The sequence below is a fragment of the Humibacillus xanthopallidus genome, from assembly GCF_044793955.1.
GTDB classification, from domain to species: Bacteria; Actinomycetota; Actinomycetes; order Actinomycetales; family Dermatophilaceae; genus Humibacillus; species Humibacillus xanthopallidus_C.
The window spans coordinates 2,301,636-2,325,875 of record NZ_CP084995.1 but is presented as its reverse complement, the minus strand read 5'-3'; the positions used below and the strand labels follow the sequence as shown (position 1 = coordinate 2,325,875).

The 24,240-nt window shown below is 71.3% G+C and carries 19 protein-coding genes; 11 read left to right on the top strand and 8 right to left on the bottom strand.

Going from position 1 to position 24,240, the window contains the following annotated elements; all coding sequences use genetic code 11:
* Positions 1-95 precede the first annotated feature (95 nt).
* Both LG278_RS10240 and uvrA read right to left on the bottom strand, forming a co-directional pair.
* Positions 96-671: a Rieske (2Fe-2S) protein gene (locus LG278_RS10240; protein WP_404393470.1), complete on the bottom strand. Its 576-nt coding sequence runs from the start codon at positions 669-671 to the stop codon at positions 96-98.
* Entirely contained in the window at positions 668-3,880 is a 3,213-nt protein-coding gene (uvrA, locus tag LG278_RS10235; protein ID WP_404393469.1) for an excinuclease ABC subunit UvrA, read from the bottom strand. The genes LG278_RS10240 and uvrA overlap by 4 nt, the downstream gene beginning before the upstream one ends.
* 112 nt (positions 3,881-3,992) lie before the next feature.
* Here uvrA and LG278_RS10230 point away from each other — a divergent pair, with 112 nt between their 5' ends.
* The 3 genes from LG278_RS10230 to LG278_RS10220 are packed head-to-tail and all read left to right on the top strand — an operon-like array spanning position 3,993 to position 7,247.
* Entirely contained in the window at positions 3,993-5,846 is a 1,854-nt protein-coding gene (locus tag LG278_RS10230) for a glycoside hydrolase family 15 protein (RefSeq protein ID WP_404393467.1), read from the top strand.
* Positions 5,833-6,537 carry a maleylpyruvate isomerase family mycothiol-dependent enzyme gene (locus tag LG278_RS10225; RefSeq protein ID WP_404393466.1) on the top strand — a complete coding sequence of 235 codons (705 nt, stop codon included), beginning with the start codon at positions 5,833-5,835 and terminating at the stop codon, positions 6,535-6,537. Before LG278_RS10230 ends, LG278_RS10225 begins: the two co-directional genes overlap by 14 nt.
* A gap of 2 nt (positions 6,538-6,539) precedes the next feature.
* Positions 6,540-7,247 carry an MBL fold metallo-hydrolase gene (locus LG278_RS10220; RefSeq protein ID WP_404393464.1) on the top strand — a complete coding sequence of 236 codons (708 nt, stop codon included), beginning with the start codon at positions 6,540-6,542 and terminating at the stop codon, positions 7,245-7,247.
* 64 nt (positions 7,248-7,311) lie between these two features.
* Here LG278_RS10220 and LG278_RS10215 read toward each other — a convergent pair whose 3' ends face one another.
* The 3 genes from LG278_RS10215 to LG278_RS10205 all read right to left on the bottom strand — a co-directional run bounded on the left by LG278_RS10215 (position 7,312) and on the right by LG278_RS10205 (position 10,744).
* Complete coding sequence (locus tag LG278_RS10215) at positions 7,312-8,697, bottom strand: sensor histidine kinase (RefSeq protein ID WP_404393463.1); 1,386 nt, start codon at positions 8,695-8,697, stop codon at positions 7,312-7,314.
* Positions 8,697-10,352, bottom strand: a complete 1,656-nt coding sequence (locus LG278_RS10210) for an FAD-dependent oxidoreductase (protein ID WP_404393461.1) — start codon at positions 10,350-10,352, stop codon at positions 8,697-8,699. Before LG278_RS10210 ends, LG278_RS10215 begins: the two co-directional genes overlap by 1 nt.
* A gap of 71 nt (positions 10,353-10,423) precedes the next feature.
* Entirely contained in the window at positions 10,424-10,744 is a 321-nt protein-coding gene (locus LG278_RS10205; protein WP_404393459.1) for a hypothetical protein, read from the bottom strand.
* 125 nt (positions 10,745-10,869) lie between these two features.
* Between LG278_RS10205 and LG278_RS10200 the strand changes: the two genes are divergently transcribed.
* The 4 genes from LG278_RS10200 (at position 10,870) to LG278_RS10185 (ending at position 14,500) form a co-directional block, all read left to right on the top strand.
* Complete coding sequence (locus LG278_RS10200) at positions 10,870-11,712, top strand: C40 family peptidase (protein WP_404393457.1); 843 nt, start codon at positions 10,870-10,872, stop codon at positions 11,710-11,712.
* Complete coding sequence (locus tag LG278_RS10195; protein ID WP_404393455.1) at positions 11,709-12,620, top strand: EamA family transporter; 912 nt, start codon at positions 11,709-11,711, stop codon at positions 12,618-12,620. Before LG278_RS10200 ends, LG278_RS10195 begins: the two co-directional genes overlap by 4 nt.
* Positions 12,617-13,957: an MFS transporter gene (locus LG278_RS10190; RefSeq protein ID WP_404393453.1), complete on the top strand. Its 1,341-nt coding sequence runs from the start codon at positions 12,617-12,619 to the stop codon at positions 13,955-13,957. Before LG278_RS10195 ends, LG278_RS10190 begins: the two co-directional genes overlap by 4 nt.
* Positions 13,958-14,059: 102 nt before the next feature.
* Complete coding sequence (locus LG278_RS10185) at positions 14,060-14,500, top strand: MOSC domain-containing protein (protein WP_404393451.1); 441 nt, start codon at positions 14,060-14,062, stop codon at positions 14,498-14,500.
* A gap of 10 nt (positions 14,501-14,510) precedes the next feature.
* Here the strand turns inward: LG278_RS10185 and LG278_RS10180 are convergent, their stop codons facing one another.
* The 3 genes from LG278_RS10180 to LG278_RS10170 all read right to left on the bottom strand — a co-directional run bounded on the left by LG278_RS10180 (position 14,511) and on the right by LG278_RS10170 (position 19,349).
* A complete protein-coding gene (locus tag LG278_RS10180) occupies positions 14,511-15,644 on the bottom strand; it encodes a TerC family protein (protein WP_404393449.1) in 1,134 nt (377 codons plus the stop codon).
* A gap of 241 nt (positions 15,645-15,885) precedes the next feature.
* A complete protein-coding gene (gene uvrB / locus LG278_RS10175) occupies positions 15,886-18,009 on the bottom strand; it encodes an excinuclease ABC subunit UvrB (protein WP_404393447.1) in 2,124 nt (707 codons plus the stop codon).
* 131 nt (positions 18,010-18,140) lie between these two features.
* Entirely contained in the window at positions 18,141-19,349 is a 1,209-nt protein-coding gene (locus LG278_RS10170) for a CapA family protein (RefSeq protein ID WP_404393445.1), read from the bottom strand.
* Between the two features lie 126 nt (positions 19,350-19,475).
* Here LG278_RS10170 and LG278_RS10165 point away from each other — a divergent pair, with 126 nt between their 5' ends.
* The 4 genes from LG278_RS10165 to LG278_RS10150 all read left to right on the top strand — a co-directional run bounded on the left by LG278_RS10165 (position 19,476) and on the right by LG278_RS10150 (position 24,238).
* Positions 19,476-20,768: an ROK family protein gene (locus tag LG278_RS10165; protein WP_404393443.1), complete on the top strand. Its 1,293-nt coding sequence runs from the start codon at positions 19,476-19,478 to the stop codon at positions 20,766-20,768.
* Between the two features lie 178 nt (positions 20,769-20,946).
* Positions 20,947-22,323 (top strand): extracellular solute-binding protein, encoded by a 1,377-nt coding sequence (locus LG278_RS10160; protein ID WP_404393442.1) that lies wholly within the window; start codon positions 20,947-20,949, stop codon positions 22,321-22,323.
* 2 nt (positions 22,324-22,325) lie between these two features.
* Positions 22,326-23,282, top strand: coding sequence for a carbohydrate ABC transporter permease (locus LG278_RS10155; protein ID WP_404393440.1), 957 nt, complete (start codon positions 22,326-22,328; stop codon positions 23,280-23,282).
* Positions 23,282-24,238: a carbohydrate ABC transporter permease gene (locus LG278_RS10150; RefSeq protein ID WP_404393438.1), complete on the top strand. Its 957-nt coding sequence runs from the start codon at positions 23,282-23,284 to the stop codon at positions 24,236-24,238. Before LG278_RS10155 ends, LG278_RS10150 begins: the two co-directional genes overlap by 1 nt.
* Positions 24,239-24,240: the final 2 nt, after the last annotated feature.

Sequence of the window (24,240 nt, the reverse complement as noted above, 5' to 3'; positions counted from 1 at the left end):
TGCCGTCCGGGCCCCGTGGCAATCCACCCGCGGGGGCCGCCCGGCCGGCCACGCAGGCGGCGCCGACCGGACGGCATACGGGGAGGTGCTGGTGCTCAGGAGACCGTGAAGCTGTCTCCGGTGACGGTGATCGTCTTGGGCGCGAGCCCCGTCGGGGCCGGCCCGGACACTCGGTCTCCGGTGGTGGAGTCGAAGTGGCTCTGGTGGCACGGGCAGACGATCTCGCTGCCCTCGAACGACGCGACGGTGCAGCCCTCGTGCGGACAGACCGCGTCGAAGGCCTTGAACGTGCCGGCCGTCGGCTGCGTCACGACCGTCTTGGTGTCGGCGAAGATCTTGCCGCTGCCGACCGGGATCTCCGAGATCGGGGTGCCGCCGGCGGCCGCCGTGGTCGCGGCGCTCGTCTCGGACGCGGTCGCGGTGGCCGACGACGTCGCCGAGGACGTTGCCGCCGCGGAGCTGGAGGACCCTCCTGCCGGTGCCTCCGGCACCGGCGGGCTGCTGCAGGCGGCCAGGGCCCCGGCCCCGACGACGACGCCCGCAGCCCGCAGGACGCCGCGTCGATCGGTCAGGCGGGCCACCCGCGCGGCCGTGTCGGTCTCGGCGCTGTCATCGGGGAGGGAGGTGCTGGTCGTCGGCTCGGTGGTGCTGGAGTGCGTGCGCTCTGTCATGCGTTCCTCTTCCGGGTCGTCGTGCTCGTGGACCTCGTCTTGCGGACGGTCGTGCTCGACGTGGTCTTCTTGGCGGCGGCAGTGGTGGCACCTCCTCGTGCGCGACTGCTTGCCGTGGTGCTGGTCCTGCCACTCGCCGGGGCACCTGTCGTGCCCAACGTCTGAGCATCGGCCTTGGTGCCGGTCTTGGCACCGGCCTTCGTGCCGGTCTTGGTGCCGGTCTTGGTGCCGGCCGGTGGGGCGATCCTCGCCGAGGTGGTGGTGCGAGCCCCGTCGGGTCGCTGGGAGCCTGCTGTGCCGCCCCGGCCTGCCGGCGTGCGGGTCGTCGTGCGCGCCGTGCGCTCGAGGATCGGCTTGAGGTAGCGACCGGTGTGGCTGGCCTCGACGTCGGCGACGTCCTCGGGGGTGCCCTCGGCGATGACCACACCACCGCGCGAGCCGCCCTCGGGACCCATGTCGATGATCCAGTCGGCGTTCTTGATCACGTCGAGGTTGTGCTCGATGACGATGACGGTGTTGCCCTTCTCGACGAGCCCCTGCAGCACGTCGAGGAGCTTGCGGATGTCCTCGAAGTGCAGACCCGTCGTCGGCTCGTCGAGGACGTAGATGGTGCGACCGGTGGAGCGCTTCTGGAGCTCGCTCGCGAGCTTGACGCGCTGGGCCTCACCGCCGGAGAGCGTCGGTGCCGGCTGACCGAGGCGCACGTAGCCGAGGCCGACGTCGTTGAGGGTCCGCAGGTGGCGCGCGATCGCGGGCACCGCCTCGAAGAACGTGGCGGCCTCCTCGATCGGCATGTCGAGCACGTCGGAGATCGTCTTGCCCTTGAAGTGCACCTCCAGCGTCTCGCGGTTGTAGCGCGCCCCGTGGCACACCTCGCAGGGCACGTAGACGTCGGGCAGGAAGTTCATCTCGATCTTGATCGTTCCGTCGCCGGAGCACGCGTCGCAGCGACCACCCTTGACGTTGAAGGAGAAGCGGCCCGGCTGGTAGCCGCGCACCTTGGCCTCCGTCGTCTCGGCGAAGAGCTTGCGCATGTTGTCGAAGACGCCGGTGTAGGTCGCCGGGTTGGATCGGGGGGTGCGTCCGATCGGGCTCTGGTCGACGTGGACGACCTTGTCGAGCTGCTCGAGGCCGGTGACCGTCTTGTGCCGGCCCGGCACGTGCCGCGCGCCGTTGAGCTTGTTGGCGAGCACGTTGTAGAGGATGTCGTTGACCAGCGTGGACTTGCCCGACCCCGAGACGCCCGTGACCGCCACGAGGTTGCCGAGCGGGAAGTCGACCGAGACGTTCTGGAGGTTGTTCTCGCGGGCTCCGGTGACGGTGATCTGACGACCGTCGTGACCGCGGCGCACGTCGGGCGTCGGGATCTCGCGGCGACCGGAGAGATACATGCCGGTCACGGACTCGGGGTGCTCGAGCAGGCCCTTGACCGCTCCGGAGTAGACGACGTGGCCGCCGTGCTCCCCGGCACCGGGGCCGATGTCGACGACCCAGTCGGCCGAGGCGATGGTGTCCTCGTCGTGCTCGACGACGATGAGCGTGTTGCCGAGGTCGCGCAGCCGGGTGAGCGTCTCGATGAGCCGGTGGTTGTCGCGCTGGTGCAGCCCGATCGAGGGCTCGTCGAGGACGTAGAGGACGCCGACGAGGCCGGAGCCGATCTGCGTGGCCAGGCGGATGCGCTGCGCCTCACCACCGGAGAGCGTGCCCGCGGGCCGGTCGAGCGAGAGGTAGTCGAGGCCGACGTCGAGCAGGAAGCCGAGCCGCGCGTCGATCTCCTTGATGACCCGCTCGGCGATCTGCTTCTCGCGCACCGTGAAGTCGACGGTGTCGAGGAAGCCGGCCGCCTCGTTGATGGCGAGGGCGCAGACCTCGGAGATGTTCTTGCCGCCGAGGAGCACCGCGAGCGACTCGGGCTTGAGGCGGGCCCCCTTGCAGACGGGGCAGGGCACCTGGCGCATGTAGCCCTCGTAGCGCTCGCGGCTCCACTCGGAGTCGGTCTCGCCGTGCCGCCGCTTGATGAAGGGCACGACGCCCTCGAAGCCGGTCGTGTAGGAGCGGTCGCGGCCGTAGCGGTTCTTGTACTTGACGTGGACCTTGTAGTTCTGGCCGTGGAGCAGCGCCTCCTTGGCGCGCGCCGGCAGCGACCGGAAGGGCGCGTCCATCGAGAACTTCATGTCCTCGGCGAGCGCCGTCATGACCCGCTGGAAGTACTCGGCGGAGCCGGACCCCTGGGCCCACGGCTGGATGGCACCCTCGGCGAGGCTGAGGTCGTCGTCGGGCACGAGCAGCTCGGGGTCGACCTCGAGCTCGGTGCCGATGCCGGTGCACTCGGGGCACGCGCCGAAGGGCGAGTTGAACGAGAACGACCGCGGCTGGACCTCGTCCATGCCGAGCGGGTGGTTGTTGGGGCAGGCCATTTTCTCGGAGTAGCGCCGCTCGCGGTCGGCCGCCTTGGCCTCGCGGTCGACGAAGTCGATGATGACGACGCCCCCGGCGAGCCCGAGGGCCGTCTCGACGGAGTCGGTGAGGCGGCGCTTGGCCGAGGTGTCGTCGCCCTTGGCCACGAGACGGTCGATGACGACCTCGATGGTGTGCTTGCGCTGCTTCTCGAGCGCGGGCGGCTCGGCGAGCGAGATGACCTCGCCGTCGACCCGGGCGCGCGAGAAGCCCTTGGTCTGCAGCTCGGCGAAGAGGTCGACGAACTCGCCCTTGCGGCCCTGCACGACCGGGGCCAGCACCTGGAAGCGGGTGCGGTCGGGCAGCAGGAGCAGCTGGTCGACGATCTGCTGCGGCGACTGCCGGGTCACGGGCTCACCGCAGACGGGGCAGTGCGGGCGGCCCGCACGGGCGAAGAGCAGGCGGAGGTAGTCGTAGACCTCGGTGATCGTGCCGACGGTCGAGCGCGGGTTGCGGTTGGTCGACTTCTGGTCGATGGACACCGCGGGCGAGAGGCCCTCGATGAAGTCGACGTCGGGCTTGTCCATCTGGCCGAGGAACTGCCTGGCGTAGGCCGACAGCGACTCGACGTAGCGCCGCTGGCCCTCGGCGAAGATCGTGTCGAACGCGAGGCTGGACTTGCCCGAGCCGGAGAGGCCGGTGAAGACGATCAGGCTGTCGCGGGGCAGGTCGACCGAGATGTCGCGGAGGTTGTGCTCGCGCGCGCCGCGGACGACGAGTGAGTGGGAGGAGCCGGTGGGCGTAACAGTCACCCCGACATGCTAGGTGGGACCTCCGACAGTGCCGTGACCCTCGACAACCGGCGGACGTCGGCAGGGGCGCAAGGGGCCGCTGGGACGCCACCGGACGGCATACTCAGGGCGCATGAGCCGCGACCCCGTGCCCACGCCGATCGAGGAGTATGCCGTGCTCGGCGACCTGGGCACGGCCGCCCTCGTCAGCCGGCGGGGGTCCATCGACTGGCTGTGCCTGCCCCGCTTCGACTCGCACGCGTGCTTCGCGGCCCTGCTGGGCACCCCGGAGCACGGCCGCTGGCTGCTCGGACCGGCCGACGACGAGGCCGTGTCGACGCGGCACTACCTCGACGGGTCCTTCGTGCTCGAGACGGTGCACCGCACCTCCACCGGCGCCGTGCGCGTGACCGACCTCATGCCGATCGCCGACGGCCGCGCCGACGTGCTGCGGCGCGTCGAGGGTCTCGAGGGCTCGGTCCGGATGGTCCACGAGTGGGTGGTGCGTCTCGGCTACGGCACCACGCGCCCGTGGGTGACGCGGCGGCTCGATGACCGGGAGGGGCGCTCCGACCACGTCATCAGCGCCATCGCGGGGCCCGACATGCTCGTGCTGCGCGGCCAGCGTCTCCCCCACGCCCAGGACGGTCACCACGTCGACGAGTTCGACGTCACCGCCGGCGAGGTGCTGACCTTCTCGACGACGTGGTTCCCGAGCCACCAGCCGGTGCCGCCGCCGCTCGAGGTGGAGGCGCGCATCGAGCACACCCTGCGCCTCAGCCAGTCGTGGACGGCCCGCAGCGCCTACGCGGGGCCCTATGCCGACGCCGTCACCCGCTCGCTGCTCGTCCTGCGCATCCTCAGCCACGGCGTCACCGGCGGCATCGTCGCGGCGCCGACGACGAGCCTCCCGGAGGACCTCGGCGGGGTGCGCAACTGGGACTACCGCTTCTGCTGGCTGCGCGACGCCGCCCTGACGCTCGAGGCGCTGCTCGGCTGCGGCTACCTCCACGAGGTCGAGTCGTGGCGCGGCTGGCTGCTGCGCGCCGTCGCCGGCGACCCCGAGGACATGCAGATCCTCTACTGCGTCGACGGCGCGAGAGACATCGTCGAGCGGGAGCTCCCCCACCTGCCGGGGTATGCCGCGTCGTCGCCCGTGCGCATCGGCAACGCCGCCGTGTCGCAGCGTCAGACCGACGTGCTCGGCGAGGTGATGATCGCGCTGGAGCACGCCCGCTCCCGCGGGCTCCAGGAGTCGGACGACTCCTGGAACCTCCAGTGCGCCCTCGTCAACCACCTCGCCGACCACTGGGACGAGCCCGACAACGGGCTGTGGGAGATTCGCGGGCCGCTGCGGCACTTCACCCACTCGCGCGCCATGGTGTGGGCCGCCTTCGACCGGGCGATCCGCGGCGTCGAGGAGCACGGGCTGCCCGGTCACGTCGAACGCTGGCGCGCCCTGCGCGAGCAGGTGCGCGACGAGGTGCTGACCAAGGGCTACGACGCCGGCCGCAACACCTTCGTGCAGCACTACGACACGACCGACGTCGACGCGTCGCTGCTCACCCTCAGCGCCATCGGGCTCGTCGACGGTGACGACCCCCGCATGGTCGGCACGATCCGGGCGGTCGAGCAGGACCTGCTGCGCGACGGCCTCGTCCTGCGCTACCGCACCCAGAGCGGGGTCGACGGGCTGCCGGGCGACGAGCACCCCTTCCTCGCCTGCTCCTTCTGGCTCGTCACGGCCTACGCACGGGCGGGTATGTCGCAGGAGGCGACGACGCTCATGGATCGGCTCGTCGGCCTCCCCAACGACCTCGGGCTGCTGTCGGAGGAGTACGACCCCGTGGGGGGCCGCATGGTCGGCAACTACCCGCAGGCGTTCTCGCACCTGGCTCTCGTCGGCGCGGCCCTGGCCCTCGCCGAGGAGGGCGGAGGCCGGGCATCCGCCCGGGCACCGAGGGAGGAGCGACATGAGGTGGACTGACGTCACTGCCGAGCACATCGCGGCCGAGACCGAGCGGGTCGTCGAGACGGCGGCCTCGCTGCGCAACGACGCCGTGCTCGCACCGTCGCTCTGCGCGGGCTGGTCACGGGGTCACGTGCTCGCCCACATCGCGCGCAACGCCGACGCCCTCTCCCGGGTGTGTGCCGTGGCGCTCAGCGGCGAGCCGGGCACGATGTATGCGTCCCAGCAGGCTCGCGACGACGAGATCGAGGCCGGCGCCCGGCGCCCGGCTGCGGCCCAGGCCGCCGACATCCTCGAGTCCGCCGAGCGCCTCGCCCCGCAGCTCGCCGGACTGGGACCCGAGCACGCCGACGTCATGGTCGAGCGCGTGCCGGGTGGGCCGACCCTCTCGGTCGGCCGGGTGCCGTTCATGCGCCTGCGCGAGCTCGTCTTCCACCACGTCGACCTCGACGCGTGCTTCCGCTTCGACCGGGTCGCGCCCGAGCTGGTCGACCTCTTCCTCGCCGAGGCGGTCGAGCGCCTGAGCACCGACGACGAGGCGCCGTCGGTGCGGCTGGCCACACCCGAGGGGGGCGAGGCGTTCGTCGTCGGCGACGGTGCCACCCTCGTGACGGGCAGCCCGGCCGGGCTGCTCCTCTGGGTCGCCCGCGGTCGCACCGACGACGTCACCATCGACGGCCCACCACCCACCCTGCCCTTCGGAGGCTGAGCATGACCGACCCCGGCGCGAGCGCCACCGACCCTGTCGACGACTACACGGGAGCCGTGACCCCCGGTGGGCCGGCTGACGTCCGCGAGCTGCCGCGGCTGACGATCCGCAAGCTCGCGGTCTCGGAGATGTCCAACAACGCCTACCTGCTGACCTGCCGCGAGACGGGGAGGCAGCTGCTCATCGACGCGGCCGACGACGCCCCCGCCCTGCTCCACCTCGTGCGCTCCGGCGGCGACGGGCTCGACGCGGTCGTGACGACCCACCAGCACTGGGACCACGTGCGTGCACTGGCCGATGTCGTGGCTGCCACGGGGGCGCGCACCATCGCGGGACGGGACGACGCCGACGCCCTGCCGGTCCCCGTCGACGACGCCGTCGGGCAGGGCGACACGGTCGGGGTCGGAGCGGTGACCCTCGACGTGCTGCACCTGCGGGGGCACACTCCCGGCTCGATCGCTCTCGCCTACCGCGACGCCGACGACCGTGCTGGCCGCACCCACCTCTTCACCGGCGACAGTCTCTTCCCGGGCGGCATCGGCAACACCAAGCAGCCCGGCCAGAGCTTCGACGCGCTCATCGAGGACGTGACGGCCCGCGTCTTCGACGTCTACGACGACGACACGTGGTTCTATCCCGGCCACGGCGACGACAGCACGCTGGGGGCGGAGCGACCGCACCTGCAGGAGTGGCGCGACCGCGGCTGGTAGCAGGCCCGAGCCCCGGAGGCATGGCGGCCGGTGGGGCTCGCCCGAGCGAGCCGAACGCGATCCGTCAGCGCTGGCGGAGCGGCAGCCGCACGCGGAGCACGGTGCGACCCGGCTCGGAGTCCACCTCGATGACGCCGCCGTGACGGTCCACGACGATCCGGCGAGCGATGTCGAGACCGAGACCCGTGCCCTTGCCGACCTGCTTCGTCGTGTAGAACGCCTCGAAGGCCCGCTCGACCACCTCTGGCGGCATCCCCTCCCCCGTGTCGGCCACCTCGACGACGACCTCGTCGCCGTCGTGGCGCGCCCCGAGGCGCAGGGTGCCAGAGCCGTCCATGGCGTCGACGGCGTTGTCGACGAGGTTGGTCCACACCTGGTTGAGCTCGCCCTCGTAGGCGTCGATGAGCGGGAGGTCGTCGGCCAGGTCACGCTCGACGACGATCCCGCCCCGCAGCTTGGGAGCGAGGATCAGCAGGGTGCTCTCGAGCCCCTGGCGCACGTCCACGCTCTGCAGCGACCCCCGGTCCATCTGGGAGTAGGACTTGATCGCCGCGACGAGCTCGGAGACGCGACGGGTCGACTCCCGCACCTCCGTGAGGAGAGTCATCGCCCGGATCGTGCTGGCCACCCAGCGCAGCGAGGGAGCGAGCACGTCGGGCCCGAGCTCGGCCGCGGCCCGGTCGCACCAGTCGCGGCCGACCCCGGCGGCCGCGAGGTCGGCGGCGATGTCCCACGGCTGCTCGACCCCGTGGCCGACCAGCCACTCGGCGAGCTCCTCCTCGCGGTCGGACAGCTCGAGGGGGTCCTGCAGGGTGGTCGGCGGCTGGACCTGCTGGCGCAGCCGGTCGAGGCTGCTGAACTGCTCGGGGGTCATCCCCGCACCCGCCATGGCACCGAGCGACGACAGCAGCATGCCGCTCGTGGAGGTCAGCTCGTCGGCCGCGCGCGAGGCGGCAGCGGCCGGGTTGTTGATCTCGTGGGCCAGTCCGGCCGCGAGGGTGCCCAGCGTGATGAGCGCCCCCCGCTGGCGCGCGGTGGCCTCGATCGAGCGGGCCGTCCCGTGGAGGCCGGCGATGAGATGTCCGGCCATGGGCAGCCAGGCATGGGTCAGCTCACGCAGGTCGTCGGCCGGAACGCGCAGCAGGCGACCCGCCGCGACACCACGCGCGGTGGCGAGGTAGACACCGTGCTCGTCCCACGCGCGGAAGCCTCCCGCCCACCGGCCCGGCTGGTCCATCCGACCGACGACGACGTCCTCACGGCCGATGTGCCGCACGAGCTCCAGCGCCCCGTCGACGAGCACCCACCAGTGGTCGGCGTGCTCACCCTCACGGAAGTACGCCGTGCCCGGCTCGATGGCGACCACGGTGCCGGCATCGAGGAGGGCGCCCAGCTGGTCGTCGCTCAGCCCGGCAAAGATCGGCAGTGGCCGGAGGTCGTCGGCGTGCATCAGATCGTGGCCAGGTAACGGTGCACGAAGTAGACCGACATGGCGCCCTCGCCGACCGCGGACGCGACTCGCTTCATCGAGTCGAGGCGCACGTCACCGGCCGCGAAGACCCCGGGCAGGCTCGTCTCGAGGGCGAAGGGCTCTCGAGGGGCAGCTCCGCCCGGCGCTGCGGCGACGGCTCGGAGATCGTTGCCCGTGATGACGAATCCCTTGTCGTCCCGGGCGATCTCGTCGCCGAGCCAGTCTGTGCGTGGCGACGCCCCGATGAAGACGAAGAGCCAGCTCGCGTCCACCTCCACCCGTTCGCCCGAGTCGCGGTCGGCGAGGGTGAGACGCTCGAGGTGACCGTCTCCAGCGGCGGCCACCACCTCCGTCCGCAGGTGCACCTCGATCGTCGGCGAGGCCAGGATGCGCTCGACGAGGTACTCGGACATCGTGTCCTCGATGGCGGCGCCCCGCACGACGAGGTGCACCCGCGCGGCGTGGCGGGCGATGTTGAGCGCGGCCTGCCCGGCGGAGTTGGCGGCGCCGACGATGTAGACCTCGTCGCCCTCGCACTGGGCGGCCTCGCTCGCGTTGGCGCCGTAGTAGACACCCCGACCGATGAGCGCGGGGAGACCCTCGGCCTCGAGGGTGCGGTAGGAGACTCCCGTGGCGACGATGACGGCTCGGGCCTCGATGTCACCGCCGTCGAAGCGCACCGCCCTGACCGGTCCGCGCGCCTCGAGCGCGACGACGTCGCGGGCCAGCACGAGCTCGGCCCCGAAGCGACGCGCCTGGGCGAGCGCGCGACCCGCGAGGTCGGCACCCGACAGACCGCGGGGGAAGCCGAGGTAGTTCTCGATGGAGGCGCTCTGTCCTGCCTGGCCGCCCGGAGCCGACTGCTCGACGACGACGGTGCTGAGACCCTCCGACGCGGCATACACCGCTGCGGCAAGACCTGCCGGGCCGCCGCCGACGATGCACACGTCATAGAGCTCGCGGGCGGCCGTCGTGCGCAGCCCGATGGCCGCGGCGAGCTCGAGGATCGTCGGCGAGCGCAGGGTCTCGCCGTCGGGCACGAGCACGAGGGGCAGGTCTGCCGGGGTGGCGTCGGCGAGCGCGACCAGCCTCGCGCCCTCCTCGTCGCGCTCGACATCGAACCAGCGGTAGGGCACGTGGTTGCTCACCAGGAACGTCTTGAGGTCGTGGCTTCGCTCGGACCAGCGGTGGCCGATGATGCGCACGTCCGACGTGTGCTCGGGATGCCCACGGCGCCAGTCGCCGAGCAGGTCGTCGACGACGGGGTAGAGCCGCTCGTCGGGCGGGTCCCACGGCTTCAGCAGGTAGTGGTCGAGGCCGATCTCGTTGATCGCGGTGATGGCGACGTCGGTGTCGGCATACGCCGTCAGCAGCAGGAGCTTTGCGTCGGGCACCTGCTGGCGCACGTGCCCCAGCAGCTCGATGCCCGACATCCCCGGCATCCGCTGGTCGGCACAGACGAGCGCGATCGGCTCGTCGCGCAGCAGCAGGCGCGTGACGGCATCCAGGGCTTCGGCGCCCGACGACGCACGCACGACCCGGTAGTCGGCGCCGTAGCGGGTGCGCAGGTCACGGGTGATGGCAGCCGACACCATCGGGTCGTCGTCGACCGTCACGATCGTCGCCCTGCTCATGGGCTCACCCTAGGAGGCGAGCCGCCACCCGCGCGGGCGTTCCGGGCCCATCAGCCCGGAGAGGAGGAGACTCAGCTGCTCGGCTCGTGCTCGTGGTCGTCGCCGGCGGCCAGCACCTCCGCGATGAGCGACTCCAGCTCGGTCCGCAGGAAGTCGAGCTCGGGTGGCACGTTGGTCAGCAGGATGTGGCGGCGCGGGTTGTTGGCGACCGCGAGTCCGACACCCAGGCGCGAGCGACCGTGTCGCTGCCGCCAGGCCCGCTCGAGGCGCGGACCGCCCTCCCACGCCACGGGGGCGTGGATCCACCCCTGCACGTCGACCAGGTCGCCGTCAGGTCCGTGTCGCCAGTTCTTCGGGGGATCGAATCCCTCGACGGTGATTCGCTCGTCCATGCTTCGACGGTAACGGCTCCGAGGCTCCCGCGACCAGATGTTGGGCCGATCCGTGCATCACACGGGGGCTGATCCGCGCGGGGGCGCGACCGCAGCGGCCCGGGCGGGGGTGGCAGGATGCTGGCGTGAGCTCTGCCAGCGCCCCTCTGCCCGAGGGGAACCCACCGCCCCACTCGCACACCCACACGCACACGCACACGGTGAGCGTGCCCGTGACGACGCTCTGGGTCGGGCCGGACAGCCCGCGACCGGTCGACGCGCCGGTCCTTCGGGACCGCCCCGATGCCGTCGCCTGGCTGGCAGCCCTCGATGCCCACGCCGACGACGACGAGTCGGGTGCCGGCCGGCTGGGCCTGCACGGCCGGGTGGAGTCGCAGCTGCTGCACGGCGAGCCGGTGACCGTGGTCGGTGCCCACGGCACCGACCCCGCTGACCCTTCGGGACGGTGGGCCCGCGTGGTCGCACCGTGGCAGCGCTCCCCCAAGGACGATCGGGGCTACCCCGGCTGGGTGCCGGCCGCCCACCTCACTCCCGTGGAAGGCGCTCCTGCCGCAGTGACGCCACCGGAAGCCGCGGACACCCTGACCCGCCTGGGCGCGCTCGACCACCCCGCGGTGCTGCTGGCCCGGCAGCACATCGGTCTGCGCTACCTCTGGTGCGGGATCTCCCCGCTCGGCTTCGACTGCTCGGGTCTCGTGCTGCACACGTGGCGCCAGTTCGGCCTGGTCGTGGCGCGTGACGCCTATGCGCAGGCGGACACCGCCGAGCCGGTGGCGCTCGACGCGGTGCAGTCGGGGGACCTCTACTTCTTCGCCCGGCCGGGGCGGCGCATCCACCACGTGGGCATCGTCGTGCGACCGGGTCGCATGGTGCACGCCTCCGAGACCGGTGGCGTGCTCGTGGAGGAGGACCTGCCGCCCGAGCGCCTCGCGACCCTGGTCGCCGCGGGCCGGCTGCCGCACCCGTGAGAGTCGACCACCGCACCGCCCCGCTGCTCGTCCTCGTCGGTGTGGTGTCGGTGCAGTTCGGCGGTGCCTTCGCGGCGACCCTCGTGCCGCGCATCGGCGCCACCGGCTCGGTGCTGCTGCGGCTGCTCTTCGCCACCGCGATCCTGTATGCCGTCGCCCGCCCTTCGTGGCGAGGCCGCTCCCGCTCGGACTGGGTCACTGTCGTGCTCTTCGGGCTCGCGCTCGCGGCGATGAACACCACCTTCTACGCGTCGCTGGCCTACCTGCCGATCGGGGTGGCCGTGACGATCGAGTTCCTCGGGCCGCTCACCCTGGCGGCCGTGCTCTCCCGCAGGCCGCGCGACCTGCTGGCCGTGCTGGCCGCCGGGCTCGGGGTGGCCCTCGTGTCGGGAGCGTTCGACAACGCCTGGGACCGCTTCGACAAGGTCGGCATCGCCTTCGCCGCGACCGCGGGGGCGATGTGGGCGGCCTACATCGTGCTGAGCCAGCGCACGGGTCGGGCCTTCCCGGGTCTCGACGGGCTGGCCCTGGCCCTCGTCGTGTCGACGGCGGCGGTGGCCCCGCTCGGGCTGACCACGATCGACCGATGGACCTGGCCGGACGTCGCCCTCGGGCTGGGCATCGCGGTGCTCTCCTCGGTGCTGCCCTACTCCCTCGAGCTCGTCGCCCTGCGGCACCTCGCCCAGCGCGTCTTCGGAGTGCTGCTGAGCCTCGAGCCGGCGGTGGCCGCGGTGGCCGGCTTCGTCGTGCTCAGCCAGGTGCTCGACCCCTCGCAGATCGCCGGCATGGCCCTGGTCGTGGTCGCCAGCGCCATCGTGCTCGGCTCGCAGCGCGGCGGCCCGGGCGGCGCCACGAAGCCGGAACCGGGCGGGCCGACCGCTCCCGACCCGACGATCGCACCGGGATGAGCGCGGGCGGGCTGCTCTCGCCGGCCCTGCGGGCCACGACGGTCGGGGCGCTGGCGCTCGTGTCGCTGCACGCCTTCGAGGCCCTCGCTCTGACGACCGTGATGCCGACGATCGCCCGCGACCTCAACGGTGAGTCGCTCTATGCGATGGCGTTCACCGCCACGCTCGCCGCCGGCATCGTCAGCATCGTCTGGTCGGGCAACCTCGCCGACCGGCGAGGCCCCCGACCGCCCCTCGTGCTCGGGCTCGTCCTCTTCGCCGTCGGCCTCATCGGTGCCGGTCTCGCCCCCACGATGCCGGTGCTCGTGGGTGCCCGGGTCGTGCAGGGTCTCGGGGCCGGCATGACGAGCACCGCGCTCTACGTCCTCGTTACCCGCATCTACCCGCCGCGGCTGCACACGGCGATCCTCGCCGGATTCTCGGCAGCCTGGGTCGTGCCGTCCATCGTCGGGCCGTTCGTCGCCGGCGTCATCGCCGAGACGATCGGCTGGCGCTGGGTCTTCGGACTCGCGATCATCGTCCTGCTCGGCGCCGGGGCGCTGCTCGCCCGCATCGTGCGGGACCTGGGCCAGGACGTCGTCGCGGTGCCGTGGAGGTGGCACGCCCTGGTCGCCTCTATCGTGCTCGCGGTAGCGGTGCTCGTGCTCAACCTCGTCGCCGAGCGGCTCGACACCCTGGCAGTCGGCCTCACCGTGCTGCTCGCGGTCGTGGCGCTCGCCGTCGTCGTCGGGGCGCTGCTGCCGCTGCTCCCGCGAGGCACGCTGCTCGCCGGCCGCGGCCTGCCGAGCGACGTGCTGCTGCGCGGGCTCGCCTTCGCCGCCTTCACCGGGGCGGAGGTCTACCTGCCGCGCCTGCTCACGGACCGCGACGGCTTCTCGCCGAGCGTGGCGGGCATCGCCCTCACCCTGACCGGTGTGTCGTGGTTCGCCGGGTCGTGGGTGCAGGGCGCCTGGGACACCCGCTTCGAGATCGGGCGCACCGCCGCCGTCTCGCTCGGGCTGATGACCGCGACCCTCGTCGGCCTGGCGGCGGCGGTCGCCACGGACGCCCCCTCGTGGGTCGTCATCACCCTCTTCCCGCTGCTCGGCCTCGGCATCGGCACCCTCTACCCCCGCGTGACGGCCCAGGCCCTCGGGCGCGCCGACGCGACGGAGCAGGGCTTCGTCAGCTCGGCGCTGCAGATCGGCGACTCCGCGGGAGCCGCGACCGCCCTCGCCCTGTCGGCCATCGTCTTCGCGGCGGCCGGGTCCGGCGTGCCCGCGGCCTATGTCGCGGTGTTCGGCGCGATGGCCGTGCCCGCCCTCGTCGGCTGGCTGGTCGCCCACCGCGTGCGGTGACCGCTGCGCGTGTCCGGTGACCGCTGCGGGTGTGCGGTGGCCGCTGCCCGTGGGGCGGTGGCTGCTTCGCGAATGCGGCGCCACACGGCATACCGTGGCGGGGTGAAGGCCACCGTGCTGTCGATCCACACCGCGCCCGGGCGTCGGCTGCCGACGCGTCCGGTCCCGAGCGCCGAGGCCGAGGCCGGTGCGGGGCTCGTCGGCGACCGCTACCACGGCAGCAAGCACCGCCACGTGACGATCCAGTCGATCGAGGCGCTCCAGGCCGCGGCCGACGACCTCGGACGCCCCGTCGACCCGGGACTCACCCGCCGCAACATCACGGTGTCGGGCGGGCCCGTCCCGACGAAACCCGGCACTCGGGTCACCATCGGTGACGTCGAGCTCGAGGTGGTGCGGGTCGCCGCACCGTGCCGCCTGCTCGACGACACGCTGGGCCCCGGCGCCGCGCGCGCTCTGCATGACCGCGGCGGCGCCGTGCTGCGCCTGCTCACCTCCGGCACGATCGCCGTCGGCGACGAGGTGACCCTCGGCGCAGGGTGACCCGGGGTGGCTACGCCTTCGGAGCGCGCTCGGCCGTTTCGGCCGTGTCGGCCGTGTCGTGCTCCAGAGTGGCGTGCCCGCCCTCGACAGCCTCGGGGTGCGTGGGCGCCGAGGGAGCTGCCGGGTCGATGACGTTGCCGTCGCTGTCGCGGGTGATGCCGGCCGCGTCGTCCTTCTTGTTGTCGCTGCGCGTCTTGAGCAGGCTCGCGATGGTCGTGACGCCGAGGATGAGCACGATCGCACCCAGCGACACGGTGATCGGGATGTCGGGCACGTCGAACGGCTCGCCGCCGTTGATGAACGGCAGGTTGTTCTCGTGGAGGGCGTGCAGGAAGAGCTTGACGCCGATGAAGCCGAGCAGCACGGCCAGGCCGATGCTGAGGTAGACGAGCCGCTTGAGCAGGCCGCCGATGAGGAAGTAGAGCTGCCGCAGACCCATGAGGGCGAAGATGTTCGCCGTCAGGACGAGGTAGGGCTCCTTGGTCAGGCCGTAGATCGCCGGGATCGAGTCGAGGGCGAAGAGCAGGTCGGTGGTGCCCAGCGCGAGGATGACGATGAGCATCGGCGTGATGAGACGCTTGCCGTTCTCGACGATCGTCAGCTTGGTGCCGTGCCACTCCTTGGTGGCCGGGAAGCGCTTCTCGACCCAGAGCAGGAAGCGGTTCTCGTGGTACTCGTCGTCCTCGGTCCCACCGCCCTTGGCCAGCTTGATGGCGGTGTAGATGAGGAAGGCGCCGAAGAGGTAGAAGACCCAGGCGTAGGCGTTGATGACGACGGCGCCCAGCGCGATGAAGATGCCGCGCAGCACGATCGCGATGATGATGCCGACCATCAGGGCCGACTGCTGCAGCTTCTGCGGCACCTTGAAGCTGCTCATGATGAGCAGGAAGACGAAGAGGTTGTCGACCGACAAGGAGTACTCGGTAAGCCACCCGGCATAGAACTCGCCGGCGTACTGACCGCCCCACTGCCACCACACGAAGAGGCCGAAGAGGATGGCGCAGGCGACGAAGAAGGCGAGGTGCTGCCCGGCTTCGCGCATCGAGGGGACGTGGGGACGCCGCGCGATGACGAAGACGTCGACCGCGAGGAACACGGTCATCAGACCGATCGTCAGGAACCAGCCCCAGGTGGGAACGTTCATGGGCACAACCTTCCGGTCACCACATCAATGACCGGAGGTCTCTCCCGCCCACCGTGTGGTGGACCGACGGGTCCGGGAGCAGCGGTGAAGACCACTCCGTGATGACGAGCCCGCCGCAGTAGGGATACTCCCCTCCGTGAACGCCTGATCCTCTCACCCGGCTCCGAGAGGCTCAAATTGAGCCCGAGGGATGGGCGCGTGACCCCGGTCACTCTCCCGCCGCCGACGGATCGCGCGGACCTCACCGCGTCGCCGCGCTCATCTGACGGAGCTCCTTCTTGAGGTCGCCGATCTCGTCGCGCAGCCGGGCTGCGAGCTCGAAGTGAAGCTCGGCCGCGGCCTGGTGCATCTGCGTCGTGAGCTCCTGGATGAGCCCGGCCAGCTCGGAGGCCGCCATGTCGGCCGGACGCTCGGGCCGGCCACCGGCAGACACCCCGACATCGGCCGCCATGGCGCCCCGCCCGCCTCCGCTCTTGCCTCGGGACTGCATGCGGCCGGAGCCGATGAGCTCCTGGGTGTCGGCGTCCTCGCGCTCGAGCAGGTCGGTGATGTCGGCGATCTTCTTGCGCAGGGGGGTCGGGTCGATGCCGTGCTCGGTGTTGTAGGCGATCTGCTTCTCGCGACGCCGGTTGGTCTCGTCGAGTGCCTGCTCCATCGACGGCGTCATCTTGTCGGCGTACATGTGCACCTGCCCGGACACGTTGCGGGCGGCGCGGCCGATCGTCTGGATGAGGCTGCGGGCGGAGCGCAGGAAGCCCTCCTTGTCGGCGTCGAGGATCGACACGAGCGACACCTCGGGCAGGTCGAGACCCTCGCGCAGCAGGTTGATGCCGACGAGCACGTCGTAGACGCCCTGCCGCAGCTCGCGGAGCAGCTCGACCCGCCGCAGCGTGTCGATGTCGCTGTGGAGGTAGCGGACGCGGATGCCCTTGTCGAGGAGGTAGTCGGTGAGGTCCTCGGCCATCTTCTTGGTCAGGGTCGTGACGAGGACACGCTCGTTGAGCTTGGTGCGCTCCTGGATCTCGTGCATGAGGTCGTCGATCTGGCCCTTGGTCGGCTTGAGCACGACCTGGGGGTCGACGAGCCCGGTGGGGCGGATGATCTGCTCGACCGGCGGACCGCCGGCGGCCGACTTGGCGAGCTCGTAGTCGCCCGGTGTCGCCGAGAGGTAGATCGTCTGCCCGATGCGCTCGAGGAACTCCTCCCACTTCAGCGGGCGGTTGTCCATCGCGCTCGGCAGCCGGAAGCCGTGCTCGACGAGCATCCGCTTGCGCGACATGTCGCCTTCGTACATCGCGCCGATCTGCGGCACCGTCTGGTGGGACTCGTCGAGCACGAGGAGGAAGTCCTCGGGAAAGTAGTCGAGCAGGCAGTTGGGGGCCGAGCCCGAGGTGCGACCGTCGATGTGTCGGCTGTAGTTCTCGATGCCGTTGCAGAAGCCGACCTGGCGCATCATCTCGAGGTCGTAGGTCGTGCGCATGCGCAGCCGCTGGGCCTCGAGGAGCTTGCCCTGCTTCTCGAAGAGCGCCAGCTGGTCCTCGAGCTCGAGCTCGATGCCGCGGATCGCGCGCTCCATGCGCTCGGGACCGGCGACGTAGTGGGAGGCCGGGAAGACGTACATCTCCTGCTCCTCGTTGACGACCTCTCCGGTCACGGGGTGCAGGGTGTAGATGCGCTCGATCTCGTCGCCGAAGAACTCGATGCGGATCGCGAGCTCCTCGTAGACCGGAATGATCTCGACGGTGTCGCCGCGAACGCGGAAGGTGCCGCGGGTGAAGGCGAGGTCGTTGCGGGTGTACTGCATCTCGACAAAGCGCCGCAGCAGCTGGTCGCGCTCGATCTCGAGCCCCACGCGGAGGCGGGCCATCCGGTCGACGTACTCCTGCGGCGTGCCGAGGCCGTAGATGCACGACACCGACGCGACGACGATGACGTCGCGCCGGGTCAGGAGCGAGTTGGTGGCCGAGTGCCGCAGCCGCTCGACCTCGTCGTTGACCGAGCTGTCCTTCTCGATGTAGGTGTCGGTCTGGGGGATGTAGGCCTCGGGCTGGTAGTAGTCGTAGTAGGACACGAAGTACTCGACGGCGTTGTTGGGCAGCAGCTCGCGGAACTCGTTGGCCAGCTGCGCGGCCAGCGTCTTGTTGGGTGCCATGACGAGGGTGGGGCGCTGCACCTGCTCGATGAGCCAGGCCGTCGTCGCCGACTTGCCGGTGCCGGTGGCGCCGAGCAGCACGGTGTCCTGCTCCCCCGCCCGGACGCGCCGCGCGAGCTCGGCGATCGCCGTCGGCTGGTCACCGCTGGGCGTGTAGTCCGAGATCACCTCGAAGGGGGCCACCGTGCGCTGGAGGTCGGTCGTGGGACGCATGCGTCAACCGTACGTCCGACCACCGACAACGCCCGCCTCGCAGCCGTCTCGCAACCGTCTCGATGCCCGTCGCCACTGCCCCGGACGCCCCGGAAACCCGGTCAGCCACGCCGTCCGATGCCGTATGCCGGTCAGCCGGGTGCCGCGGAGAGGCCGGCGCACCGGGTGGCGGCGTCCCACCCGGCCACGAGCCGGTCGCGCACCGGAGCCGACGTCGGGGTGCGGGGCACCCCGTCGGTGCCGATGAGCATCGGCGACCACTCGCCGCCGACGACGAGCGGGCGTGACCGGCCCGCGCGCCCCTTCTCGGCACGGGCGGCGGCCGCGTCGACCGTCACGGTCAGCACCCCTGTCTGGGCGCCGGCCCCCTCGTTGTTGTACCAGACGAAGTTGCTCAGCCCGTAGGCCACGTAGCTCTGCCCCAGCCACCCGGCGCCCTGCGGTCGGTGCGCGTGGCCACCGACGATGACATCGGCTCCGTCGGCGGCGAGCAGCCGGGCCGTCTCGCGCTGTCGCTCGTCGGCGCAGCTGGTGTACTGGGTGCCCCAGTGCATCATCACGACGACGAGGTCGCTCGTCGCCCACGCAGCCCGCACGGCCCGCCGGAGGCGAGCAGGGTCGAGGTTCGTGGCGATGCCGGGGTCAGCCGGGCCGGCGGCATGGTCGCGCGAGGTCTCCTCGCGCAGCTGCGAGGAGGCGAGCACCGCGACCGAGACCCCGTGCACGTCGAGACGCAGCGGCGCGAAGGCCTCGGCCTCGTCGCGGCCCACCCCCACGATCGGCACCGCCGCTCCACGACGGGCCGAAAGGGTCTGGGCGAAGACGGCCTCGCCGAAGTCGGCGGCATGGTTGTTGGCCATGCTCACGGCATCGACCCCGACACGGGCCAGGGTGTCCAGGCTGCTCACCGGGGCCCGGAACGCATACGCCTTGCCCGGCAGGGGCGCTCCGCCCTCGCCCAGCGCGGTCTCGAGGTTGACCATCGCGAAGTCGGCACGGCCGATGGAGTCGCGCAGCGCCGACGTCAGCGGCGTGGAGTCGGTGAGCAGGGCGCGGGCCGCACGCTCGAAGTGGACGTCGCCGGCGAAGGCGAGAGTGATCCGACCGGGTGGTGCCGAGTCCGTCGGCGTCGGCGTCGGCGTCGGCGTCATGCTTGCGGGGGCAGCTGGTGTCGGCGGCAGCACGGCCGCCGATCCCGTCGGAGCCGAGGAGGCGGCAGCGGCTGAGGCGGGCGGCGCCGTTCGTGCCGCGAAGCCCCCGGCCCACGCCACCGCGACCACGTCTGCCACGAGGCAACAGCCCAGCAGCACCGCGGCGAGGCGCCTCGGCGACCTGACCATGCCCCGAGCGTAGGCGCCGACCGCGGCACGAGCGCGGCGCAGCGCCGAAGCCGCCGCAGGTGGCTGATGGCTGGTGGCCGGCGGAAGCGGGTCACGGCCCGTGGGCCCTCGTGACACCATGAGCCGGTGAACGCCACCGCGGCCGCGACGACGCCGGCGACGACCCGACGCGGGTCCAACCTGCCTCGGGTCGGCGACTACAACCAGGTCGTCGTGCTCGAGGCCATCCGGCGCAACGTCGAGGGGTTGAGCCGGGTGGAGATCGCCGGGCTGACCGGCCTCTCGCCGCAGACCGTGTCGAACATCTGCCGGCGCCTGCTCGAGATCGGGCTCGTCGAGGAGGCGGGCAAACGCGTCGTCGGACCCGGCAAGCCGCGGACCCTGCTGCGCCTCGCACCGCGAGGTCGCTTCGCCGTCGGGGTGCACCTCGACCCTGCGCTCATGACCTTCGTCGTGCTCGACCTCGTCGGCCGCCCGGTCGCACGCTCGGTCAAGCCGCTGCGCCCCGGGCTCGGCCCGGAGCAGGTGCTCGGCGAGGTGGCCCAGGAGGTGGCGGCCCTCGTCGCCGCCTCCGGGGTGGACCTTAGCCGGATCGTCGGGCTGGGGGTGGCCGCGCCCGGACCGGTCGACGCCACGACCGGCACCCTCATGCGTCCGCCCAACCTGCCCGGCTGGGACCGGGTGGCCATCCGCGACATGCTCGCCGAGGCCACCGGTCTGTCCGTGCTGCTCGACAAGGACGTCGTCGCCGCGGTCGTCGCCGAGCTCTGGTCCGGGGCGATCGGCGGGCCCGGCAGCGCCGTCTTCTTCTACATCGGCACCGGCGTCGGAGCGGGGCTCGTGCTGCACGGTGAGGTGCACCGCGGCACGTCGGGCAACGCCGGCGAGATGGGCCACCTCATCACCGGGCCCGACGGACCACCGTGCTCGTGCGGACAGCGGGGCTGTGTCGGCGAGGTCTGCTCTCCCAGGACCGTCGTCGAGACCGCCCGCCGGCGCGGCATCGACGCCCTCGACGCCGCCCTCGATGCGACCGCGGCCGGCGAGGACGCCGACCACCGTGACGTTGTCGGCGACGCCCTCGGCCGGCTCTGCGCCCTCGCCGCCGAGGGCAACCCGGTCGCCCTGGAGCTGCTCGAGGACATGGCCACACGATTCGCCAAGTCCGCGGTCGACGTCGTCAACCTCCTCGACATCAACCAGGTGGTCTTCGGTGGGCCGCTGTGGGAGCACCTCGCTCCGGTCTTCCTCCGCGTCGTGCCCGAGATCGTGCGCGCCCAGGCCGTGGCCTCGACGATCCACCCGATCACCGTGCGGGGCACGAGCGTCGGCGCCGACGTCGCCGCCGTGGGCGCTGCCTGCCTCGTGCTCGACCAGGCCTTCAGTCCCCGGTCGGCGACGCTGCTCGTCACGCAGTGACCCCGTGGCACCCCGGCGCAGCCGGTCGACGGACGACGGCCTCCGACCTCGGCGAGACTGCCTGCACGAGCCGCGACGAGGTCTCCCCAACCCCTTGACAGCAATAACTCCATTTGATGTATAAATTCCCTAGCACCGAGTCAAGGTGGACTCGGCGATAGCAAAGGGGCCATCACACATGAATCGCAGACACGGTGCCGTCGCGCTGAGCGCCGCCGCCCTCACCATCTCCGTCGCCCTCGCCGGCTGTGGATCCTCCAGCTCGGGTGGCGCCTCCGGTGATGCAGGTGGCGACGCCAACACCCTCACCGTCGCCTACCAGCGCACCTCGCAATTCACGCAGCTCGACGCCGTGCTCAAGAAGGCCAAGACGGAGTACGAAGCCGCCAACCAGGGCAAGACCGTCACCCTCATGCCGATCGAGGCCGAGCAGGACCAGTACTTCACCAAGCTCGCCCTGATGAACCGGTCGGCCTCCACCGCACCGGACGTCATCTACGAGGACAGCTTCCAGGTGCGCTCCGACGCCGCCGCGGGCTACCTCGCCCCCATCGACGAGCAGCTCGCGAAGTGGACCGACTGGTCGCAGTTCGACGAGACCGCCAAGCAGGCCGGCCTCGGCGACGACGGCAAGACCTACGGCGTCTCGATGGGCACCGACACCCGCGCGCTCTACTACAACAAGACGCTCTTCGCCCAGGCCGGCCTGCCGACGGAGTGGCAGCCGAAGACGTGGGACGACGTGTTGAGCGCGGCCCGCACCATCAAGGCCAAGCTGCCCGACGTCACGCCGTTCAACATCTACGCCGGCAAGTCGACCGGAGAGGGCACCTCGATGCAGGGCTTCGAGATGCTCCTCTACGGCACCGACAGCACGCTCTACGACACCAGCTCGCAGAAGTGGGTCACCGGTTCCAAGGGGTTCAAGGACTCACTCAACTTCTACCAGACGGTCTACGGCGAGAAGCTCGGGCCGGGCCTCGACCTCGCCCTCGACGCCACGGTCGGCAGCCGCGTCTCGACCGAGCTGCTCCCCCAGGGCAAGCTCGCCATCGCGCTCGACGGCTCCTGGCTTCCCGGTCAGTGGATCAAGGGCGACAACGCCTGGCCCGAGTGGGAGAAGACGATCGGCTTCGCCCCGATGCCGACCCAGAACGGCCAGGAGCCGGGAGCGACCTCGATGTCGGGTGGCTGGCTCCTCTCCGTCGGTGCCAACGCCCCCGACAAGCAGGCGGCCGTCGACTTCATCGGCGTCGCGCTCAACCGTGAGAACTCCCTGAAGTACTACACGGAGAACAGCCAGATCGCCGTGCGCAAGGACGTCGCCGAGGACCCGGAGTACCTCGACTACAACCCGTCGTTCAAGTTCTTCTCCTCGCTCGTGCCCGTGACGAACTTCCGCCCGGCCACGCCGGACTACAGCCAGATCTCCGGAAACATCCAGGTCGCCGTCGAGTCGGTCGCCACCGGTGCGGCCACCCCGGAGGCGGCTGCGGAGGCCTACGACCAGGGCCTGCTCGGGATCGTCGGCCAGGACAAGACCCAGGCGGAGTGACCATGACCGCCCTGGACGTTCAGGGCCCGACGCGCCGGGGGCGGACGCCGTTCCGCCCCCGGTCCGGTGGCCCCGGCGCGCCCTCGCAGGGGGCCGCCCGCACGGCCCTGCGACTCGTGCCGCTCACCCCGGCGATCGTGCTCATGGCGATCTTCCTCGTCGGTCCGATCGGCTACGCGCTCTACGGATCGCTCACCAACGCCGCCCTGTCGGGCTACCGCGCGGCCAACCCCGAGTTCATCGGGCTCGACAACTACACCCGACTGCTGAGCAGCGGCCAGTTCTGGCAGTCGGCCTGGCTCACCCTGCTCTTCGTCGTCGCCTCGGCCGTCATCGGGCAGAACGTCATCGGGATGGCACTCGCGCTCCTGCTGCGCAACGGCCCCAAGCGCACCGGGTCGGTCGTCAGCGCCCTCGTCGTCATGGCCTGGGTGCTCCCCGAGATCGTCGCCGCCTTCACGCTGTATGCGTTCTTCTCCTCCGAGGGCACGCTCAACACCGCGCTCGGCTGGCTCGGCCTCGACGGGCCGTCGTGGTTGATCCTCTTCCCGATGCTGTCGGTCATCCTCGCCAACGTGTGGCGGGGCACGGCCTTCTCGATGATGGTCTACAACGCCGCCCTCAACGAGGTGCCCCCGGAGATCACGGAGTCGGCCCAGATCGACGGTGCCAACGCGCTCCAGCGCTTCTTCCGAATCACCCTGCCGATGATCCGTCGGGCGATCGCGACCAACATGATGCTGACGACCCTCCAGACGCTCGGCGTCTTCACGCTGATCTGGGTGATGACCGGCGGCGGGCCGGGCACCCAGAGCTCGACCCTCCCCGTCCTCGCCTTCCAGCAGGCGTTCAAGTTCGCCCAGGTGGGCTACGGCACCGCCATCGCCACCGTGACGCTCGTGATCGGCGCGGTCTTCGCCCTCGTCTACGTGCGCGCCCTCAAGCCGGAGGTCGACTGATGACCGAGTCCACCACCCGAGCCGGTGCCGCCGGCCCGCTCACCTCGCGCCGGGGTCGCTCTCCGGTCACCGCCGTGCCCGGCACGGTCGCCCGGCCCCTCACGCCGAGTCCCGCACCACCGCAGCTGTCGTCCCCGACGAAGAAGGGGACGAGGATCGCCGCGGGCGCCGCCCTGCTCGTCGTCGCAGTGGCCTTCCTCGTGCCGCTGGCCTGGCTCCTGCTCGCCTCGGTCAACCCGTCCGCGACGGTGTCGGTCACGGTGCCCTCCTCCCCCACCCTCGACAACTTCCGCGCGGTGCTGAGCCCGGAGCTGACCTTCACCCCGCTGCTCAACTCGTTCATCATCTCCGGCGCCACCGCGCTCATCACCGTCGTCGTCGCGATCCTCGCGGCCTACCCGCTCTCGCGCTACAAGATGCGCTTCAACCGGGCGTTCCTCTACACGATCCTCTTCGGCAGCTGCCTGCCGATCACGGCGGTGATGGTGCCGGTCTACGCGCTCTTCGTCACCCTCGGCCTGCTCGACTCGCTGCCCGGCACGATCCTCTTCCTCGCCGCGACGTCGCTGCCGATGGCCGTGTGGATGATGAAGAACTTCATGGACAGCGTGCCGATCTCGCTCGAGGAGGCCGCCTGGGTCGACGGGGCGAGCGCCATGCAGGCGCTGCGCCGGATCGTCGTGCCGCTCATGCGGCCCGGACTCGCGGTCGTCTTCATCTTCGTCTTCACCCAGGCCTGGGGGAACTTCTTCGTCCCCTTCGTGCTGCTCCTCGACCCGGCGAAGCAGCCTGCTGCCGTGTCGATCTACACGTTCTTCGGCACCAACGGAGCGGTGGCCTACGGCCAGCTGGCCGCCTTCTCCGTGCTCTACTCCGTGCCGGTGCTCGTGCTGTACCTGCTGGTCCAACGTCTTGCGGGCGGCTCCTTCGCCCTCGCCGGATCCGTCAAAGGTTGAGA

Excerpts from the sequence above, each read along its gene's own strand:
- LG278_RS10210 (WP_404393461.1), bottom strand. The coding sequence starts at position 10,352 with ATGAGCAGGGCGACGATCGTGACGGTCGACGACGACCCGATGGTGTCG.
- LG278_RS10225 (WP_404393466.1), top strand. The coding sequence starts at position 5,833 with ATGAGGTGGACTGACGTCACTGCCGAGCACATCGCGGCCGAGACCGAG.
- LG278_RS10155 (WP_404393440.1), top strand. The coding sequence starts at position 22,326 with ATGACCGCCCTGGACGTTCAGGGCCCGACGCGCCGGGGGCGGACGCCG.
- LG278_RS10160 (WP_404393442.1), top strand. The coding sequence starts at position 20,947 with ATGAATCGCAGACACGGTGCCGTCGCGCTGAGCGCCGCCGCCCTCACC.
- LG278_RS10240 (WP_404393470.1), bottom strand. The coding sequence starts at position 671 with ATGACAGAGCGCACGCACTCCAGCACCACCGAGCCGACGACCAGCACC.
- LG278_RS10215 (WP_404393463.1), bottom strand. The coding sequence starts at position 8,697 with ATGCACGCCGACGACCTCCGGCCACTGCCGATCTTTGCCGGGCTGAGC.
- LG278_RS10190 (WP_404393453.1), top strand. The coding sequence starts at position 12,617 with ATGAGCGCGGGCGGGCTGCTCTCGCCGGCCCTGCGGGCCACGACGGTC.
- LG278_RS10230 (WP_404393467.1), top strand. The coding sequence starts at position 3,993 with ATGAGCCGCGACCCCGTGCCCACGCCGATCGAGGAGTATGCCGTGCTC.
- LG278_RS10220 (WP_404393464.1), top strand. The coding sequence starts at position 6,540 with ATGACCGACCCCGGCGCGAGCGCCACCGACCCTGTCGACGACTACACG.
- uvrB (WP_404393447.1), bottom strand. The coding sequence starts at position 18,009 with ATGCGTCCCACGACCGACCTCCAGCGCACGGTGGCCCCCTTCGAGGTG.
- LG278_RS10150 (WP_404393438.1), top strand. The coding sequence starts at position 23,282 with ATGACCGAGTCCACCACCCGAGCCGGTGCCGCCGGCCCGCTCACCTCG.
- LG278_RS10180 (WP_404393449.1), bottom strand. The coding sequence starts at position 15,644 with ATGAACGTTCCCACCTGGGGCTGGTTCCTGACGATCGGTCTGATGACC.
- LG278_RS10170 (WP_404393445.1), bottom strand. The coding sequence starts at position 19,349 with ATGGTCAGGTCGCCGAGGCGCCTCGCCGCGGTGCTGCTGGGCTGTTGC.
- LG278_RS10205 (WP_404393459.1), bottom strand. The coding sequence starts at position 10,744 with ATGGACGAGCGAATCACCGTCGAGGGATTCGATCCCCCGAAGAACTGG.